The organism is Flavivirga sp. 57AJ16, assembly GCF_028736925.1.
Lineage (GTDB): Bacteria > Bacteroidota > Bacteroidia > Flavobacteriales > Flavobacteriaceae > Flavivirga.
Map to the genome: position 1 here is coordinate 50,558 of NZ_JAQZAT010000002.1, position 16,426 is coordinate 66,983.

A 16,426-nucleotide genomic window follows, 5' to 3' on the forward strand; every position below is an offset into this window, starting at 1 on the left:
CTCTTATGTTTTCTATTGCAAAGAAACTAAATTTTTATTAAAACCAACCCATAGATATTTAACAAAAAAGGAGTGGTTAGCCCAAATAAATAAAGGTGTTGTTGGAATATTTTAATCAAAAAAATAATTAAAAATATTTTTTTAAAAATGGTTTGCAAAGTAATAAAGGCTTTGTATATTTGCCCTCGGTTTTGGAGGAAGCCCAAACTAAAGAAAAATACAATTTCAGATTTAAAGATACAAGATAATGAGTAAAAGAACATTTCAGCCTTCTAAAAGAAAGAGAAGAAACAAACACGGTTTCAGAGAAAGAATGGCTTCTGCCAATGGTAGAAAGGTATTAGCTCGTAGAAGAGCTAAAGGAAGAAAAAGAATATCTGTGTCATCTGAAATAAGACATAAGAAATAATGATTAACAATTGTTTATAATTTAAAGGTGTTACTTAAGTGTAACGCCTTTTTTTATATCTACCGAATATTATATTGTAACAAATTATATTATACGACATAACTAGTAAAAAATGCCAAAAAATTCAAATCTAAAATCGATACTCATTATAGGATCTGGTCCTATAGTAATTGGACAAGCATGTGAATTTGATTATTCTGGAACACAAGCGTTGAGATCGCTTAGAGAAGATGGGATTGAAACCATTCTTATCAATTCCAATCCAGCAACAATTATGACCGACCCTTCTATGGCGGATCATGTCTATTTGCTTCCGCTTAATACAAAATCGATTATTAAAATCTTAAAAGATCATCCACAAATTGATGCCGTTTTACCAACAATGGGAGGTCAAACAGCTTTAAATTTATGTATAGAAGCTGATGAAAAAGGTATTTGGAAAGATTTTGATGTTGAAATTATAGGTGTTGATATTGATGCCATAAACATTACTGAAGACAGGGAACAATTTAGGGAATTGATGCTTAAAATTGGTATCCCGATGGCCCCTCAAGCAACAGCGACATCTTATTTAAAAGGAAAAGAAATTGCTCAGGAATTTGGTTTTCCTTTAGTTATTAGAGCATCATATACCTTAGGGGGAGCAGGGGCATCTTTTGTACATAAACAAGAAGAATTTGATGAGTTGTTAACCCGTGGTTTGGAGATCTCTCCAATTCATGAGGTTATGATAGATAAAGCATTGATTGGTTGGAAAGAATATGAATTAGAGTTACTTAGGGATGCTAATGATAATGTGGTCATTATATGTTCTATCGAGAATATGGATCCCATGGGAATTCATACAGGGGACTCTATTACAGTAGCACCAGCTATGACATTAAGCGACAGAACGTATCAAAAAATGCGTGATATGGCTATTCATATGATGCGTAGTATTGGAGATTTTGCAGGTGGTTGTAATGTACAATTTGCCGTAAGTCCAGATGAAAAAGAAGATATTATTGCTATTGAAATCAACCCTCGAGTATCACGTTCTTCAGCATTGGCAAGTAAAGCGACGGGATATCCAATTGCGAAGGTTGCTGCTAAATTGGCTATTGGTTATCATTTAGATGAATTAGAAAACCAAATAACAAAATCTACATCGGCTTTATTTGAACCTACTTTAGATTATGTGATCGTAAAAATACCGCGTTGGAATTTTGATAAATTTGAAGGATCGGATAGAACTTTAGGGCTTCAAATGAAATCTGTTGGAGAAGTTATGGGAATTGGTCGTTCGTTTCAGGAAGCGCTCCATAAAGCAACTCAGTCATTAGAAATTAAACGTAATGGACTTGGTGCCGATGGAAAAGAAAATAAGAATTACGACCAAATTATAGAGAAGCTTACTTATGCGTCTTGGGATCGTGTATTCATTATTTATGATGCTATTAGAATGGGGATTCCATTAAGTCGAATTCATGAAATCACAAAAATTGATATGTGGTTCTTGAAGCAGTACGAAGAGCTGCATTTCCTTAACAATGAAATTTCTACTTTTAATATTGATACGATAGAGAAAGATTTATTGCTGGAAGCAAAGCAAAAAGGTTATGGTGATAGACAAATAGCGCATATGTTAGGTTGTTTGGAAAGTGAGGTTTATAATAAGCGCGAAACTTTAGGTATTAATCGTGTTTACAAATTAGTTGATACCTGTGCTGCTGAGTTTACAGCTAAAACACCGTATTATTATTCAACGTTTGAAAGTGATATGGAAACAGCAGATGGTAAACGCTATGCTGATAATGAAAGTATCGTTTCAGATAAAAAGAAAATTATTGTTTTAGGATCGGGACCAAATAGAATAGGACAAGGTATTGAGTTTGATTATTGTTGTGTACATGGTGTACTGGCAGCTGCAGAGTCTGGGTACGAAACTATTATGATTAACTGCAACCCTGAAACCGTTTCCACAGACTTTGACACCGCTGATAAGTTATATTTTGAACCTGTTTTTTGGGAACATATTTACGATATCATTAAGCATGAGAAGCCAGAAGGGGTTATTGTGCAATTAGGAGGTCAAACGGCTTTAAAACTTGCAGAAAAACTCTCGAGATACGGTATTAAAATATTAGGAACTAGTTTTGAATCCCTTGATTTAGCAGAAGATAGAGGGTTGTTTTCAAACCTTTTAAAAGAGAATAATATTCCTTACCCTGAATTTGATATAGCTACGACTGCGGATGAAGCGGCAGCAATAGCAGATGTATTGGATTTTCCGATTTTGGTACGCCCTTCATACGTACTTGGAGGTCAAGGCATGAAGATTGTCATTAACAAGGAAGAATTAGAAAAGCATGTGGTTGACCTGTTAAGTAGAATGCCTGGGAATCAGTTACTATTAGATCATTATTTGGATGGTGCTATAGAAGCTGAAGCTGATGCTATCTGTGATGGCAAGGATGTCTATATCATAGGTATTATGGAGCACATAGAACCATGCGGTATACACTCTGGAGATAGTAACTCGACGTTACCACCATTTAATCTTGGTGATTTGGTAATGCAACAAATAATAGACCATACTAAAAAAATTGCTTTAGCATTAAATACGGTAGGATTAATAAATATTCAATTTGCAATTAAAGATGACACTGTTTATATTATTGAAGCGAATCCTAGAGCTTCTAGAACAGTACCTTTTATAGCAAAAGCATATGGTGAACCTTATGTGAATTATGCAACTAAAGTGATGTTAGGCGAAAAGAAAATCAAAGATTTTGATTTTAACCCTCAATTGGAAGGTTATGCTATTAAACAGCCTGTATTCTCATTTAATAAATTCCCTAATGTTAATAAGAAATTAGGACCAGAAATGAAGAGTACTGGAGAAAGTATATTGTTCATAGATAGTTTAAAAGATGATGAATTCTACGATTTGTATTCCAGACGAAAAATGTATTTAAGTAAATAATAAAAATGCCGCTTTTAGCGGCATTTTTATTTAGGCTTTTTAAAACCAAAATACAAAATTTCGATTTTTGAGCCTGAGGCCAAAACTTTGTGGGCAATCAAGACAAACTAAAGACGAAGTGTCCAGAATAACAGTTTCCAAGTTTTTAGTACCAGTAGAAAATGATTCGTGAAACTAATCTTCCAGAAGCCCATCATCTTTCCATTTTTCAATAAGTTCTATGTTTTTAGACAGCATTTGCCCAGTAGGAGGCATAGGACTGGAAGCACTTTTAATTCGAGGTAATATATCATCTATTTTATTTTTAACCTGGGTGTATGTCACCAAAGAAAAAGGAGCACCATTTGCTGTTGGGTTTCCATGACATTGTAAACAGTTACTGGCTATAATACTTTTTATATTCGCATTGTAGGTGATTTTTGCATTTGGATCTGGTTGGGATACTGTATCGTCACTCCCGTTAGAACAACTAAATACTAGTATGGTAGTGAATAAATAAATGCCGTTTTTAAAATTCATAGGATTTGGGAGTTAAAATGGGATAATATACTTTTAAACAAATATACGATTTAGAATAATGATTTAAATTGAGTTAGGTTTTTGTATTTATAACTAATACCAATTATGACTCAAAACAACCCCTATAATTTGTTTAGTTCACAGATCTAATTTGATAAGGAGTTCATGAATCTTCGATTACAATTTTGCTCATATTTCAATATAAAACATGAGCTCAGCTCGACTGGGTATAAAACCATAACTAAGGCTATGATTGAATTTTCTATCTTATCTGATCAAAATATAATTCAAATTATTTATAGCTCATTTTAAATAATAATTGGTATTACACCTTGAATTCACCTAATAAAATGTGTCTTTTTACACTACATGTCGTTATCCTACAACGAGACCTGTTATTGGTAATGAAATTATTGATGGTCAGCTCAATAACATTATACTTACATCGAACTCACGTTAAGATTAGATGTTTCTGTGCTTTATGATTTTAAACGAGGTAATAATACCAATTATGAATTAAAATACGCAATTCAAACTCATTCATTAATTTGTTTTATCACTTTACTCGTCATTTCCATAGCTTAGTCTATGCAAATAACACGCAGCAGGCAAAAACAAATAAGCAATGTCGTTTTCTGTAGCTCATTTTAATTCATAATTGGTATAAGACAAAAGCCAACATAGGTATTTCTATTTGGAATTTACTAAGTACAGAAAATGAGATTAATAATTTTTATTGTATAAATGATCATGTGGTAAACGAAACCATTTGGCAATCTTTAGGAATCATACCTAATGCCATTTTAAGATTACATTTTTAATATTCTACTTTGGTATTATGGCCTTTTAGAAGATCTAGATAATCGTTAATTTTAAACTCAGAAGCTTTAAAACGATTAGATCTGTTCTTTGCTTGTTCTTGCCTTGCAATACTTCTTGAAAAACGACGGATACTTTGTTCTGAATCTAATATAATACCAGGTACTGGAGCGTTTTTTCCATTTTTGTCTTTGGCAACCATGGTAAAGTAAGAAGAATTGCAATGTTTTGTATGGCCTGTTTGGATATTTTCCGATTCAACGCGAACCCCAATAACCATAGAAGTTCTACCTGTATAATTAACGGATGCTTTTAATGTTACCAATTCGCCAACCTCGATAGGGTTTAAAAAATCTACTTTATTTACAGATGCAGTCACACAATAGTTTCTGGAATGTTTCGAAGCACAGGTAAATGCGATTTGATCCATCAAGTTTAAAATATAGCCCCCATGGATTTTGCCACTAAAGTTTGAGTGCGATGGTAGCATGAGTTCCGAGATGGTAATTTGAGATTCTTTTATATTTTTAAACATATACTTTAAGTTAACACAGTGTAGATAATACCTGTAATTATTGCTATTCCAAAACTAATTAAAGTGCCTATTAAAATATACTCGGTTAGCTGTCTATCTTTGGATTCTTTTAAATCACCGAATCTAAAAACCGACTTAGCAGTAATTAAAAAACCAACGGCTTCCCAATGGTTTAAAATTATAAATATAAACACTAAAATGCGCTCTAAAATACCAATATATTTACCTGCATCCTTAAGCGACTCATTATTTTTAGTGAGTTCTGAAATATTCCACTTAAAAAAAATAGTTTTCATAATTATAGAGACCGGGATTGTTAAAAATGCCAAACAGGTTAATAGTAAAAGGTTGTTCTCGTTTATAAAAGCCTCTAGATGAAATGTATGGTTTGTATAGAGAAAATAAGATCCCATAATCACTAAAATGTGAAGTAACTGATCTATAAAAAATAACAATCGTTTTGTTTTTTTCTTTTGAATAATCAACTTTAAACCATCAATTAAAAGGTGTGAAACACCTATAGTTACCACAATGGGCCACAGGGATGTATCCCAAAGTAGTACTATTATTAGAACCACATGGATTAATATGTGCAAATACAGTTTTGGGGATTTTAATTTTTTCTTTTCTTTTTCCCGAACCCATTTTTGAGGTTGCAGAAAAAAATCACCAATTAAATGTGCCAATAAAAGTTTAAGTAGTATCATGTTAAAGTATCTATTTTTTTTCTGTACATAAGGTCTAGCGCCATGAGTTCGTCTAAGTGGGCCCGTTTTTGTCTAGAACTTATAGCATTTTGATTAATGCCGATAAGCTTACCTAATTCACTTTGTAGTATATTGGGGTTTTCGATGGTTAGTTTAACTATTTCGGCAGAATTGATGGTCCAACTATCCATAGTTATTAACGCTAACTTGAAATATAAATTTAATATTTCGTCAATTTCATGATTATTGGTTTTTATACGTAAATTTTGCTTTTCCTTTTTCAAGGTTTCCAGTGTTTCTCCAGAAAACACAAAGGCTTCTCCATTAGATTCCGTTACATTTTCACCTTCGTAGGTTTTATTGCCTATGCCAATGGCCAACCTAACATCTAAACCGTGAATGGATTTTATACAGGCTTTTATGTATAATGCGGCTATAAAACTAGAACGAATATCTTTAATCTCTATTTGAAAACTATCGCCACGGTATATTTCCCAGTACGCTTTATCTTTACTTAAATAGGATAACGCCTCCTTAAGTACTTTTATCCATACTTCGGGGTTTATCTGATCTCTGGACTTGATAATGTCGCCTGTTAGGACACTTGTTATGGTATTAGATATCATATATCACGTTTTTATGTGATAAACAAATATATCACGTTTTTATGTGATAAACAAATATATCACGTTTTTAGATGATAAATAGTGATATCACGCTTTTATGTGATAAAATAAGGAGCTTATTTATCATCTTCTGCACGTTTTATAATGGCTTCTGGTAGGGCTTTTTTAGCTTTAGCACCCATTTTTTTAAGTTTTTCGACACTTGTAACCAGATTACCTTTACCATCAACCAACTTGTTCATGGCTGCGGAATAATCGGTTTTTGCAGCATCGATTTTTTTACCGACACCTGTTAGATCTTTAACCAAACCTTCAAACTTATCATATAAGGCGCCTGCTTGTCGGGCTATTTCTATAGCATTTCGTTGTTGCTTTTCATTGTTCCACATGGTATCGATTGTTCGAAGGGTGGCTAGTAAAGTAGAAGGCGTTACAATAACAATATTTTTCTCGAAAGCTTTATTGTATATGGTATTGTCCTCGTTTACAACAACAGCAAAAGCAGGTTCTATAGGGATAAACATGAGCACAAAATCTGGCGATTCTATATCGTACAGATCTTGATAGTTTTTTTCTGAAAGCTGGTCGACATGTTTTTTAATAGAGTTAACATGTGCTTTTAAAAAAGGTATTTTATCATCATCTTCAGCATTTACCAAACGTTCGTAATCCGTTAATGATACTTTAGAATCGATTATCATCTTTTTATTATTGGGAAGATGTAAAACAACATCGGGTAAGACCCTGGAACCATTCTCTAAAGTGAAACTCTGTTGTACAAAATATTCTCTATCTTTTTCTAATCCAGATTTTTCAAGAACACGCTCTAAAACCAATTCGCCCCAATTTCCTTGCATTTTGCTATCGCCCTTTAGGGCCTTGGTTAAGTTGGTAGCTTCTTTGGCCATTTGTTGATTAAGATCTTTTAAGCCTAACAACTGTTCTTTTAAAGCAGAATGCATACTAATACTTTCTTTTTGTGATGCTTCTACTTTTTTCTCAAAACCTTGTATTTTTTCTTGTAAAGGGTTTAAGATGTTTTTGATGTTCTCTTTATTCTGAAGTGTGAATTTTTCAGATTTTTCTTCTAATATTTTAGTGGCCAATAATTCGAAATCCTTGCGCAATTGTTCTTGGCGTTCTTCTAGCTCTTTATCGCGTTTTAAGTTTAATTGCTGAAGGTTTTCGTACTCGGTATTTTTTCTGATTAATTCAGCATTTAAAAACTCTTTTTCCCTTCTTATGTCTTCACGTTCATTTTTAGTTTTATCTAAGTTTTGCTTTAACTCATCAATTGTTAATTGCATTTGATTTTGGCGTTCTTCCAGAGTACTTTTTTCGCTTTTACTTTTTAATCTGGTAAATAAGATGCCTAAATAACCTCCAATGGCTGCAGAAATGAGTATGGCTATTATAAGAATGGGATGGTCGTTCATTTATTTTAAAAATATATAACCAAAGATAATTTTTTTGAACGGAAGATAGAAGGTGGGTACTAAATATTTTGGAATTTAGAATTTTATTTCTTCACCCGAAAGCTCCCCGTTTTATCATCAAAAATTATTAAATCTTTTGGAAACAAATCATTAAAAACATTTTTTTCGATCAGGTTACATGGTTGGTCTGTAATAACGGTATCTTTAGTCATCACAATTAAAGTATCACATAATTGAATGGCTAAATCTATCTCATGAGAGGAAAAAAGAATGGTTTTGTTTGTTTCTTTGGCCAGTTTTTGAAGTAGTTTTAAAATATAGGCTTTGTGGTACATATCCAGATGTGTGGTAGGTTCATCTAGAATAATTAAATCGGTATCTTGAGCCAAAGCACGAGCAATCATAACCTTTTGTAGTTGACCGTCACTTAACTCATAACATTTTTTGTGTTTTAAACTATCCATATTTGTTTGAAGCAAACATTGCTTTATAATTTGAAAATCGTCGCTGGTTAAATTTCCAATCCAATTGGTATAAGGTTGGCGACCTAGAGCTACCAATTCAAAAACAGTCAGGTTTTTAGATCCTAGAGATTCTGTAAGTACCAAGCTTAATGTTTTGGCTAAATTAATATTCGAATAGTTTTCTAAAGAGGTATTATTAATGGTAATGCTCCCACCTAGTTTACGCTGAACATTTGTAAGTGTTCGTAACAAAGTGGACTTTCCAATACCGTTTGCTCCAATAAGCCCAACAAGTTTTCCTTTATGTAATTCAACATTTATGTTAGAAGCTATAACGGTTTTTACTTTTTTAGAAGTATAGCCAATGGCCAGATCCTGGGTTTTTAAAACGATATGTGATTCATTTTTTGTCATAAATTCCAATAGGAAAACTCCAAATTTCAAATATTTACAATAGGGGTCTTTTGTCTTGTGCCTTTCATTTTTTATCTATTTCAGAACATCATTTTTCGTTTTCTAACTAATAACCAAATAATAACGGGAGCTCCAAATAAAGAAGTTATGGCATTAATTGGTAAGGTCAGGTCACTCGATGGCAACTGTGCAATGCTATCACAAATAAGCATCACAATAGCACCAAATAAAAAAACTGCGGGCAATAATATTTTATGGTTGGAGGTGTTAAAAATTTGCCGCGTCATATGTGGGATAGCTAATCCTATAAATACTATAGGTCCCGCAAAAGCTGTAATGGTTCCTGCTAATAAGCTGGTAGCAATAATTATAAACAATCGGCTTGTTTTTATATCCAACCCTAAGCTTTTTGCATAATTTTCTCCTAATAATAATGTGTTTAATGCTTTTATGGAGACCAAACTCATTAATATGCCTAATATATAAATTATAAATAAAATAAATAATTCATGCCATGTAAGATTCCCTATGCTACCAAACCCCCAAAAAATATATTGTTGTAACTCTTCCGCAGAGCTAAAATAAGAGAGCACACTAACTGTAGCTGTGGTAATGCTGCCAAACATTAAGCCTATAATTAATATGGCCATGGTGTCCCTAATTTTATTAGATATTATTAGAACAAATAGAAGTACTATAAAACTACCTAAACTGGCGGCAATGACAATGCTCCATTTAGAAACAAGTATTTCGGCAAAAGTACCGCCAAAAATCGATGCGCCCATAATAACTAAAGCCACCCCCAGACTCGAACCGGATGTAATTCCTAAAACAAAAGGACCAGCTAGTGGGTTTCTGAATAATGTTTGCATGAGCAGGCCGGAGATGCCCAAGCCAGAACCAACGATAATGGCTGTAAATGCTTTTGGTAACCTGTATTCATGAATAATATGTTGCCAGGATTCATTTCCTGTTGGATTCCCAATTAAGCCATTAAAAACATCTTGGAAAGGGATAAAAACAGAACCTAAACTAATGTTTACACAAAAACACAGGAAAAGTAATAGGATTAATACTATAAATGAACGTTTATATGTTTTAGTATGTGGCAATTATTCTAAGCGTTTAAAAAAGAAAAGTTCATAATCATTTAATAGCTCTGGGTGTGCCATTTTTATAACGTCTTTTAAAATTAAATCAGGGCGTAAAGTTCCCAGTTCGTAATAGAGCAGTCCACCCTTCTCACCTTTCTTTTCGGTATAGGTATATACATGGTTATTTTTATAAGCATTAAAAAAGGCATAGCCTTTGTGATCTTGTAGCATTTCTTTTTTAGTATCAAAGTTTCCAGCACCTATCCATAGTTCTACATTTTGAGCTTTTTCCAATACATTTTCAAAGTTTAAATGTAGACTTCCATTATTATTGTTTTCTTTCCAAATATAATCGGTATTAGCATCTTCTAAATATTTCGCAAGAAAACTTTTGCCACCAGGAACATGCCATACATCTTTAAATGTAGATCCTGACATGACTGTTGGTTTTCTGGCTATCTTTTTTGCTGTCTCTTTTGCTTTTAAGTAATTGTATTCTATAGTTTTAAAAACAGAATCGGCTTCTTTTTCTTTATTGTAAAATGCCGCTACAAATTTTATCCATTCAGCTTTTCCCAAAGGGTGTTGCTCTGTCCAAGCACCATCAAGGACAACAGGAATACCTAATTTCTCTATTTGATCTAATTTTTTATGGACGCCATTAACAGAAAAGCCCATTACTAAATCTGGATTTAGCTCTAAAAGTAATTCGATATTGAGTTCCAAATCGTTGCCTAGTTCTCTAATGTCCCCATTATCAACTCGCTCTCTGGTTTTTTTAGAGCAAATGTATTTTGTGTTAGGAAAACCAATTAAACTACGGTCCACTCCTAAATATTCTAAAGCAGGAATATTGGTTGTGGAAACAGCAACAATTGTTTTAATAGGTACTTCTATTATTTTGGCATTTGCATCTTGTGCCGGCAGTTTTTTGCCTTTATTTACTAAAAAATAAGTAAAGGTTTTATTGCTATTTGGCCATGCTGAATTAACAACTACTTTTTTGTAATCTTTATATTTAGTTATAGAGAAACCTTCAGCATAGCGTATAATTTCTTCTATTCCTTCTGATTTGTTTATGGAAGCTACTGTTTGCTTTTTTTCCTCTTTACAGGAAGTAAGGAGTACGGAACATGTTACTAAAAGGGTTAAAAAACGCATGAAAAAGTAATTAAGGTCTAAAGGTCTTTATTTTTTTTGTAAAACTAGAATCTTCTGGTAATTAAACCTATTTTTGATGCTTTAAAATAAATTATGAGTCATTTTTTGTGTTCCTGGAGTGGGGGGAAAGATAGCTGCTATGCCTTTTATAAAGCGATGAGATTAGGATATAAACCAACAGTTTTATTAAATGTAATGAATGAATTTGGAGATCGTTCCCGTTCCCATGGTATTACAAAACCAATTTTAAAGGCGCAGGCTGAGGCTCTGGATTTACCAATTCATTTTTTTAGCAGTTCATGGACAGATTATGAAGTAAAGTATATCAAAAACCTAAAACAACTGGTTAAGGATTACCCAATAACACATACTGTTTTTGGAGATATTGATATTGAATCGCATCGATCCTGGGAAGAAAAAGTGTCTAATGCCTCAGGTTTAGAGGCTATTTTGCCTTTGTGGCAACAAAATAGAAAACAATTGGTCTTAGATATGATTTCGGATGGCTTAGAAGCTATTATTGTATCTTGTAATAACGATTTGGGATCCGACTTTTTAGGAAGAACTATTGATGTATCCATTATTGAAACCTTTGAATCTATGGGTATTGATGCTTGTGGAGAAAATGGAGAATACCACACACTGGTTACCAACGCCCCTTTTTTTAAGAATAGGATTGATGTGGAAGTTATTAAAAAGGCGGTTTCCAGTAATTATAATTTTGCTGAATTAGTGCTTATTGAGGATTGATTTTGGAAGATTATTGTTTTCGGTATACGTGTGGATTCCTGCCTCCGCAGGAATGACAAGTTTTAGCAATAAGGAATAATGACACAATAACACTGTTTAATATTTAACCTTCTTTTTACGAAGCTCAAAATTTTGAGTTTTGTCATTCCTGCGGAGGCAGGAATCCACTGGTTTAATAAATATTTTATGTATAAAACAATTCACCAATACTACCTTTACATTTTAACAAATAAAACTTGTGGGACTTTGTATATCGGGGTAACAAATGATTTGGAACGCCGTATGTTTGAACACAAAAATAAATTGGTCAAGGGCTTTACACAGAAATATGGCTTATACAAATTGTTGTATTTTGAAACTTATCAATATGTTGATGATGCTATTAAAAGGGAAAAGAACATGAAGAAATGGAAGCGTCAATGGAAAATAGATTTAATAGAAAAAGAGAATCCAAATTGGAAAGACCTGTCTAAGGATCGGACTTATTTGATTGAATGACAAATAAAGGAAATATTATTGTTTTCGGTATACGAGTGGATTCCTGCCTCCGCAGGAATGACAAGTTTTAGCAATAAGGAATAATGACACAATAACACTGTTTAATATTTAACCTTCTTTTTACGAAGCTCAAAATTTTGAGTTTTGTCATTCCTGCGGAGGCAGGAATCCACTGGTTTAATAAATATTTTATGTATAAAACAATTCACCAATACTACCTTTACATTTTAACAAATAAAACTTGTGGGACTTTGTATATCGGGGTAACAAATGATTTGGAACGCCGTATGTTTGAACACAAAAATAAATTGGTCAAGGGCTTTACACAGAAATATGGCTTATACAAATTGTTGTATTTTGAAACTTATTAATATGTTGATGATGCTATTAAAAGGGAAAAGAACATGAAGAAATGGAAACGTCAATGGAAAATAGATTTAATAGAAAAGGACAATCCAAATTGGAAAGATCTGTCTAAGGATTGGACTTATTTGATTGAATGACAAATAAAGGAAATATTAATGTTTTTGGTATGCGAGTGGATTCCTGCTTCCGCAGGAATGACAAGTGTTGTTTTGGCAATAAGGAATAATAACACAATAACACTGTTTAATCTTTAACCTTCTTTTTACGAAGCTCAAAATTTTGAGTTTTGTCATTCCTGCGGAGGCAGGAATCCACTGGTTTAATAAATATTTTATGTATAAGACAATTCACCAATACTTCCTTTACATTTTAACAAATAAAACTTGTGGGACTTTGTACATCGGGGTAACAAATGATTTGGAACGCCGTATGTTTGAACACAAAAATAAATTGGTCAAGGGCTTTACACAGAAATATGGCTTATACAAATTGTTGTATTTTGAAACTTATCAATATGTTGATGATGCTATTAAAAGGGAAAAGAACATGAAGAAATGGAAGCGTCAATGGAAAATAGATTTAATAGAAAAAGAGAATCCAAATTAGAAAGACCTGTCTAAGGATTGGACTTATTTGATTGAATGAAAAATAAAGGAAATATTAATGTTTTTGGTATGCGAGTGGATTCCTGCTTCCGCAGGAATGACAAGTGTTGTTTTAGCAATAAGGAATAATAACAAAATAACTTTAAAGCAAATCATATCAGCAAATAAAATATAACTTATACCTGATTCAGGCTCGTTCAATTTCAGAAAGAAGCTCCCAGGATGTCCCTGCTTTTTTAAGATGAAAAATAGCACCGTATTGAATTTTAATGCTAAATGATTTTTCTAAAGGCACGTCTAAAATAGACGAAAGAAAAGCTCTTATTGGACCGGCATGGGTTACAATTATTAGATTTTGTTCATTATGTGAATTTATGATTTCTTCAAAAAAAGCAGTTACCCTGGACGCCAGTTCAATATAGGACTCGCCATTGGGCACTCTAACATTAACAAAGTCTTTCATCCATGGACTTAATGTTTCTTCAGGGATCATATGCCATGGTTTCATTTCCCAGTCTCCAAAATCAAGTTCTTTTAAACGGTCGTCAAAAGAAACATCAGATCCTATATAATCTGCAAATAATGCACATCGTTTTAATGGACTACTCTTTATACGATATGCTTTATTGCTAGGGATTTGTTGTTTGATCTTTTTAAATTCTTCGAGATAGGTATCTGTTAAGTTCAAATTGGTTTGTCCATAGCAAATTCCTTTTTCAATGCCGGGAGTTGTGTGTCTAATTATATAAATTTCCATAAAGCTATAACGCTTAAATAAAATACAACCTCGCATAATTGTTGAACAGCCCCGGCACAATCGCCTGTTTGTCCTCCTAACCATTTTTTAAATTTAGTACCTAGATAGACTTTTGCTAAATAACATGGAATAATGCTTATAAACATTAAAGGTTTATTAAAAAATAGTATGGGAGCTATTCCAAAAACAGCACTAATAAGAAGCATGCCTGTGGTTATGCTTTTGGCCGCTGGTTTAGCTTTACTGTCTTTGGTATCTCGAACATAAGGGTGTGTGTAAATTAATGTGGTCGCTATAAATCTACTTAGGCTGTGACCTACAATGATCGTTATTGGAATAAAGGGAAGCGGCATGTCTCTTAATGCAAAAAACTTAACGGTAAGTATTAAAATCAAGCCTATGACACCGTAGGTACCTAAGCGGGAATCCTTCATGATAAGAAGGATTTTTTCTTTAGTCCATCCACCTCCAAACCCATCGCAAACATCTGCGAAACCATCTTCATGAAATGCGCCTGTTGTGTATATGCTTGCTACCATACTTAATAAAAGTGCTATTTCGGTAGAAAGAATAAAAGAAAAACCATAAAATACTGCAGCACTTACACCACCAACAATAATACCAACTAACGAAAAGTATTTAGCACTTTTTGAAAGGTATTCGGGGTTATGGTCTACCCATTTGGGACAAGGGATTCTTGTGAAAAACAGGATGGCCGTTAAGAAAATTTGGAGTTCTTTTCGCATTTCTAAATAGTTTTGGTTTCCTCGCTTACCCCAGCAGTATCAAAACTTGCCATGTTATTTAAAAAATTCACTGATGCTTGTACTAGCGGTATTGCTAATGCAGCTCCCGTACCTTCGCCTAACCTTAATCCTAAGGACAGTAGTGGTTTTGCTTTTAGAAACCCTAACATTTTTATGTGTCCCTTTTCATTTGAATTATGGGCAAATACACAATAATCCAAAACGTTTCTGTTTATTGCCTGTGCAGCCAAAAGGGCAGCAGTTACTATAAAACCATCTATAATTATGATCATTTTTAATTCTGCTGCTTTTAAAATAGCACCACAGAGCATGGCTATTTCAAAACCGCCAAAAATAGACATGGCTTCTAATGCATTTTTAGGATGGTATTTTTTAAAAACCTCAGATAAGATTTGTTGTTTCTTACGGATCCCTTCTTTATTTAGCCCTGTACCGGCACCTACACATTCAGAAATTGGTATTTCTGTAAAATAGGCCATAAGTAGAGCTGCCGACGAGGTGTTACCAATCCCCATTTCACCAAAACCAATAGTATTTGTGCCTTCATTTTTAAGTTTAGAAATAATGTCGCCACTTTTTTTAAAAGCCTTTTCACACTGTGTTAATGTCATGGCCGGTGCTTCCTGATAATTGTTCGTGCCAAAATCAATTTTAGCATTAATAATATCAAGTGCTTCAGGAAACGTATGGTTCACTCCAGCGTCAACTATTTTTAAGTTTAGCTTGTTGGTGTTGCTAAAAATATTTATGGCAGCGCCACCATTCACAAAATTATAAACCATTTGAGCCGTTACTTCTTGTGGAAAGGGATTCACTTCCCCTTTAGTCGCAATGCCATGATCGCCTGCAAATACAACAATAGAGGGGCTTGATATTTTTGGATTTAAAGTATTTTGGATGCAGCCAATTTTAGTGGCTAAATGTTCCAGAATACCTAAAGCGCCCATAGGTTTTGTTTTAAGGTCAATTTTCTTTTGAAGTTCCAGTTTTAATTCAGAATTGTTTATAGGTACTGTGGTATGTGTCATTATTTTAGAGTTAAAGGGATTCCTGATACCATCATAGTTGCCTTATCGGCATGTTTAGCTATATGCTGATTCATCCAACCTTGAAGTTCGGTGAATTTTCTACCTATTTCTGTTTGGGCATGTACGCCCATACCAATTTCATTGGAAATTATAATGATGGTCGCATCTATGCCAAGTAATTTATCAAATTCAGTTTTAGCTAATTCTAGACTTTTTTCGATATCATTTTTTGTGTCGACATAGAAATTCGTGAGCCACAGTGTTACACAATCAATAACGACCACATCTTTCGGGTCTATCATTTTGGAGAGGACCTTTTCTTCCTCAACAGATGTCCACCTTTCATCTCTATCGGCAATATGTCTATCAATTCGTTTTCTATGGTCATCACCCCAAATACGCGATGTTGCAATGTATTTAGGTGTATTTGAAAGGGACAGAGCCAAGTTTTGTGCATAGCTGCTTTTACCTGAGCGTTCACCTCCGGTTATATAAAAAATCATATC

General features: G+C 33.4%; 18 protein-coding genes. 6 read left to right on the forward strand and 12 right to left on the reverse strand.

What is annotated here, in order from left to right:
- The first annotated feature begins 247 nt into the window (after window positions 1-247).
- Window positions 248-409 carry a 50S ribosomal protein L34 gene (gene rpmH, locus PQO00_RS02555; RefSeq protein WP_274183263.1) on the forward strand — a complete coding sequence of 54 codons (162 nt, stop codon included), beginning with the start codon at window positions 248-250 and terminating at the stop codon, window positions 407-409.
- A 112-nt stretch (window positions 410-521) separates the two neighbouring features.
- Window positions 522-3,374: a carbamoyl-phosphate synthase large subunit gene (gene carB / locus PQO00_RS02560; protein WP_274183264.1), complete on the forward strand. Its 2,853-nt coding sequence runs from the start codon at window positions 522-524 to the stop codon at window positions 3,372-3,374.
- A gap of 174 nt (window positions 3,375-3,548) precedes the next feature.
- Here carB and PQO00_RS02565 read toward each other — a convergent pair whose 3' ends face one another.
- The 8 genes from PQO00_RS02565 to PQO00_RS02600 form a co-directional block, all read right to left on the reverse strand.
- Window positions 3,549-3,893 carry a hypothetical protein gene (locus PQO00_RS02565; protein ID WP_274183265.1) on the reverse strand — a complete coding sequence of 115 codons (345 nt, stop codon included), beginning with the start codon at window positions 3,891-3,893 and terminating at the stop codon, window positions 3,549-3,551.
- An 817-nt stretch (window positions 3,894-4,710) separates the two neighbouring features.
- Entirely contained in the window at window positions 4,711-5,247 is a 537-nt protein-coding gene (locus PQO00_RS02570; RefSeq protein ID WP_274183266.1) for an acyl-CoA thioesterase, read from the reverse strand.
- A gap of 5 nt (window positions 5,248-5,252) precedes the next feature.
- A complete protein-coding gene (locus PQO00_RS02575; RefSeq protein WP_274183267.1) occupies window positions 5,253-5,954 on the reverse strand; it encodes a DUF3307 domain-containing protein in 702 nt (233 codons plus the stop codon).
- Window positions 5,951-6,580, reverse strand: a complete 630-nt coding sequence (locus tag PQO00_RS02580; protein ID WP_274183268.1) for a transcriptional regulator — start codon at window positions 6,578-6,580, stop codon at window positions 5,951-5,953. The genes PQO00_RS02575 and PQO00_RS02580 overlap by 4 nt, the downstream gene beginning before the upstream one ends.
- 116 nt (window positions 6,581-6,696) lie before the next feature.
- The gene (gene rmuC, locus PQO00_RS02585) at window positions 6,697-8,016 is read right to left on the reverse strand and encodes a DNA recombination protein RmuC (protein WP_274183269.1); all 1,320 of its coding nucleotides are present in this window, start codon (window positions 8,014-8,016) and stop codon (window positions 6,697-6,699) included.
- Window positions 8,017-8,099: 83 nt separating this feature from the next.
- Entirely contained in the window at window positions 8,100-8,894 is a 795-nt protein-coding gene (locus PQO00_RS02590) for an ABC transporter ATP-binding protein (RefSeq protein WP_274183270.1), read from the reverse strand.
- Between the two features lie 80 nt (window positions 8,895-8,974).
- On the reverse strand, window positions 8,975-10,006 hold the full coding sequence (locus PQO00_RS02595) for an iron ABC transporter permease (protein ID WP_274183271.1): 1,032 nt from the start codon (window positions 10,004-10,006) through the stop codon (window positions 8,975-8,977).
- Window positions 10,007-11,149 (reverse strand): ABC transporter substrate-binding protein, encoded by a 1,143-nt coding sequence (locus tag PQO00_RS02600; RefSeq protein WP_274183272.1) that lies wholly within the window; start codon window positions 11,147-11,149, stop codon window positions 10,007-10,009. It abuts the gene before it with no gap.
- A 93-nt stretch (window positions 11,150-11,242) separates the two neighbouring features.
- Here PQO00_RS02600 and PQO00_RS02605 point away from each other — a divergent pair, with 93 nt between their 5' ends.
- From PQO00_RS02605 to PQO00_RS02620, 4 genes are all read left to right on the forward strand, one after another.
- Window positions 11,243-11,899, forward strand: coding sequence for a diphthine--ammonia ligase (locus PQO00_RS02605; RefSeq protein ID WP_274183273.1), 657 nt, complete (start codon window positions 11,243-11,245; stop codon window positions 11,897-11,899).
- A 186-nt stretch (window positions 11,900-12,085) separates the two neighbouring features.
- Window positions 12,086-12,397 carry a GIY-YIG nuclease family protein gene (locus PQO00_RS02610; protein WP_274183274.1) on the forward strand — a complete coding sequence of 104 codons (312 nt, stop codon included), beginning with the start codon at window positions 12,086-12,088 and terminating at the stop codon, window positions 12,395-12,397.
- A 191-nt stretch (window positions 12,398-12,588) separates the two neighbouring features.
- Window positions 12,589-12,768 carry a GIY-YIG nuclease family protein gene (locus PQO00_RS20310; RefSeq protein ID WP_337992823.1) on the forward strand — a complete coding sequence of 60 codons (180 nt, stop codon included), beginning with the start codon at window positions 12,589-12,591 and terminating at the stop codon, window positions 12,766-12,768.
- A gap of 328 nt (window positions 12,769-13,096) precedes the next feature.
- Window positions 13,097-13,369: a GIY-YIG nuclease family protein gene (locus PQO00_RS02620; protein ID WP_274183275.1), complete on the forward strand. Its 273-nt coding sequence runs from the start codon at window positions 13,097-13,099 to the stop codon at window positions 13,367-13,369.
- A gap of 186 nt (window positions 13,370-13,555) precedes the next feature.
- Here PQO00_RS02620 and cobC read toward each other — a convergent pair whose 3' ends face one another.
- Genes cobC through PQO00_RS02640 form a run of 4 tightly spaced genes read right to left on the reverse strand, consistent with a single transcriptional unit; the run spans window position 13,556 to window position 16,423 of the window.
- Complete coding sequence (gene cobC / locus PQO00_RS02625; RefSeq protein WP_274183276.1) at window positions 13,556-14,125, reverse strand: alpha-ribazole phosphatase; 570 nt, start codon at window positions 14,123-14,125, stop codon at window positions 13,556-13,558.
- On the reverse strand, window positions 14,110-14,871 hold the full coding sequence (locus tag PQO00_RS02630) for an adenosylcobinamide-GDP ribazoletransferase (protein ID WP_274183277.1): 762 nt from the start codon (window positions 14,869-14,871) through the stop codon (window positions 14,110-14,112). The genes cobC and PQO00_RS02630 overlap by 16 nt, the downstream gene beginning before the upstream one ends.
- Before the next feature lie 2 nt (window positions 14,872-14,873).
- Window positions 14,874-15,920, reverse strand: coding sequence for a nicotinate-nucleotide--dimethylbenzimidazole phosphoribosyltransferase (cobT, locus tag PQO00_RS02635; RefSeq protein ID WP_274183278.1), 1,047 nt, complete (start codon window positions 15,918-15,920; stop codon window positions 14,874-14,876).
- Window positions 15,920-16,423: a bifunctional adenosylcobinamide kinase/adenosylcobinamide-phosphate guanylyltransferase gene (locus PQO00_RS02640; protein ID WP_274183279.1), complete on the reverse strand. Its 504-nt coding sequence runs from the start codon at window positions 16,421-16,423 to the stop codon at window positions 15,920-15,922. Before PQO00_RS02640 ends, cobT begins: the two co-directional genes overlap by 1 nt.
- Between the last annotated feature and the right edge of the window lie 3 nt (window positions 16,424-16,426).

What these genes read in the sequence shown, in the direction of transcription:
- rpmH (WP_274183263.1), top strand. Translation starts at nt 248, where the DNA reads ATGAGTAAAAGAACATTTCAGCCTTCTAAAAGAAAGAGAAGAAACAAA.
- carB (WP_274183264.1), top strand. Translation starts at nt 522, where the DNA reads ATGCCAAAAAATTCAAATCTAAAATCGATACTCATTATAGGATCTGGT.
- PQO00_RS02565 (WP_274183265.1), bottom strand. Translation starts at nt 3,893, where the DNA reads ATGAATTTTAAAAACGGCATTTATTTATTCACTACCATACTAGTATTT.
- PQO00_RS02570 (WP_274183266.1), bottom strand. Translation starts at nt 5,247, where the DNA reads ATGTTTAAAAATATAAAAGAATCTCAAATTACCATCTCGGAACTCATG.
- PQO00_RS02575 (WP_274183267.1), bottom strand. Translation starts at nt 5,954, where the DNA reads ATGATACTACTTAAACTTTTATTGGCACATTTAATTGGTGATTTTTTT.
- PQO00_RS02580 (WP_274183268.1), bottom strand. Translation starts at nt 6,580, where the DNA reads ATGATATCTAATACCATAACAAGTGTCCTAACAGGCGACATTATCAAG.
- rmuC (WP_274183269.1), bottom strand. Translation starts at nt 8,016, where the DNA reads ATGAACGACCATCCCATTCTTATAATAGCCATACTCATTTCTGCAGCC.
- PQO00_RS02590 (WP_274183270.1), bottom strand. Translation starts at nt 8,894, where the DNA reads ATGACAAAAAATGAATCACATATCGTTTTAAAAACCCAGGATCTGGCC.
- PQO00_RS02600 (WP_274183272.1), bottom strand. Translation starts at nt 11,149, where the DNA reads ATGCGTTTTTTAACCCTTTTAGTAACATGTTCCGTACTCCTTACTTCC.
- PQO00_RS02605 (WP_274183273.1), top strand. Translation starts at nt 11,243, where the DNA reads ATGAGTCATTTTTTGTGTTCCTGGAGTGGGGGGAAAGATAGCTGCTAT.
- PQO00_RS02610 (WP_274183274.1), top strand. Translation starts at nt 12,086, where the DNA reads ATGTATAAAACAATTCACCAATACTACCTTTACATTTTAACAAATAAA.
- PQO00_RS20310 (WP_337992823.1), top strand. Translation starts at nt 12,589, where the DNA reads ATGTATAAAACAATTCACCAATACTACCTTTACATTTTAACAAATAAA.
- PQO00_RS02620 (WP_274183275.1), top strand. Translation starts at nt 13,097, where the DNA reads ATGTATAAGACAATTCACCAATACTTCCTTTACATTTTAACAAATAAA.
- cobC (WP_274183276.1), bottom strand. Translation starts at nt 14,125, where the DNA reads ATGGAAATTTATATAATTAGACACACAACTCCCGGCATTGAAAAAGGA.
- PQO00_RS02630 (WP_274183277.1), bottom strand. Translation starts at nt 14,871, where the DNA reads ATGCGAAAAGAACTCCAAATTTTCTTAACGGCCATCCTGTTTTTCACA.
- cobT (WP_274183278.1), bottom strand. Translation starts at nt 15,920, where the DNA reads ATGACACATACCACAGTACCTATAAACAATTCTGAATTAAAACTGGAA.
- PQO00_RS02640 (WP_274183279.1), bottom strand. Translation starts at nt 16,423, where the DNA reads ATGATTTTTTATATAACCGGAGGTGAACGCTCAGGTAAAAGCAGCTAT.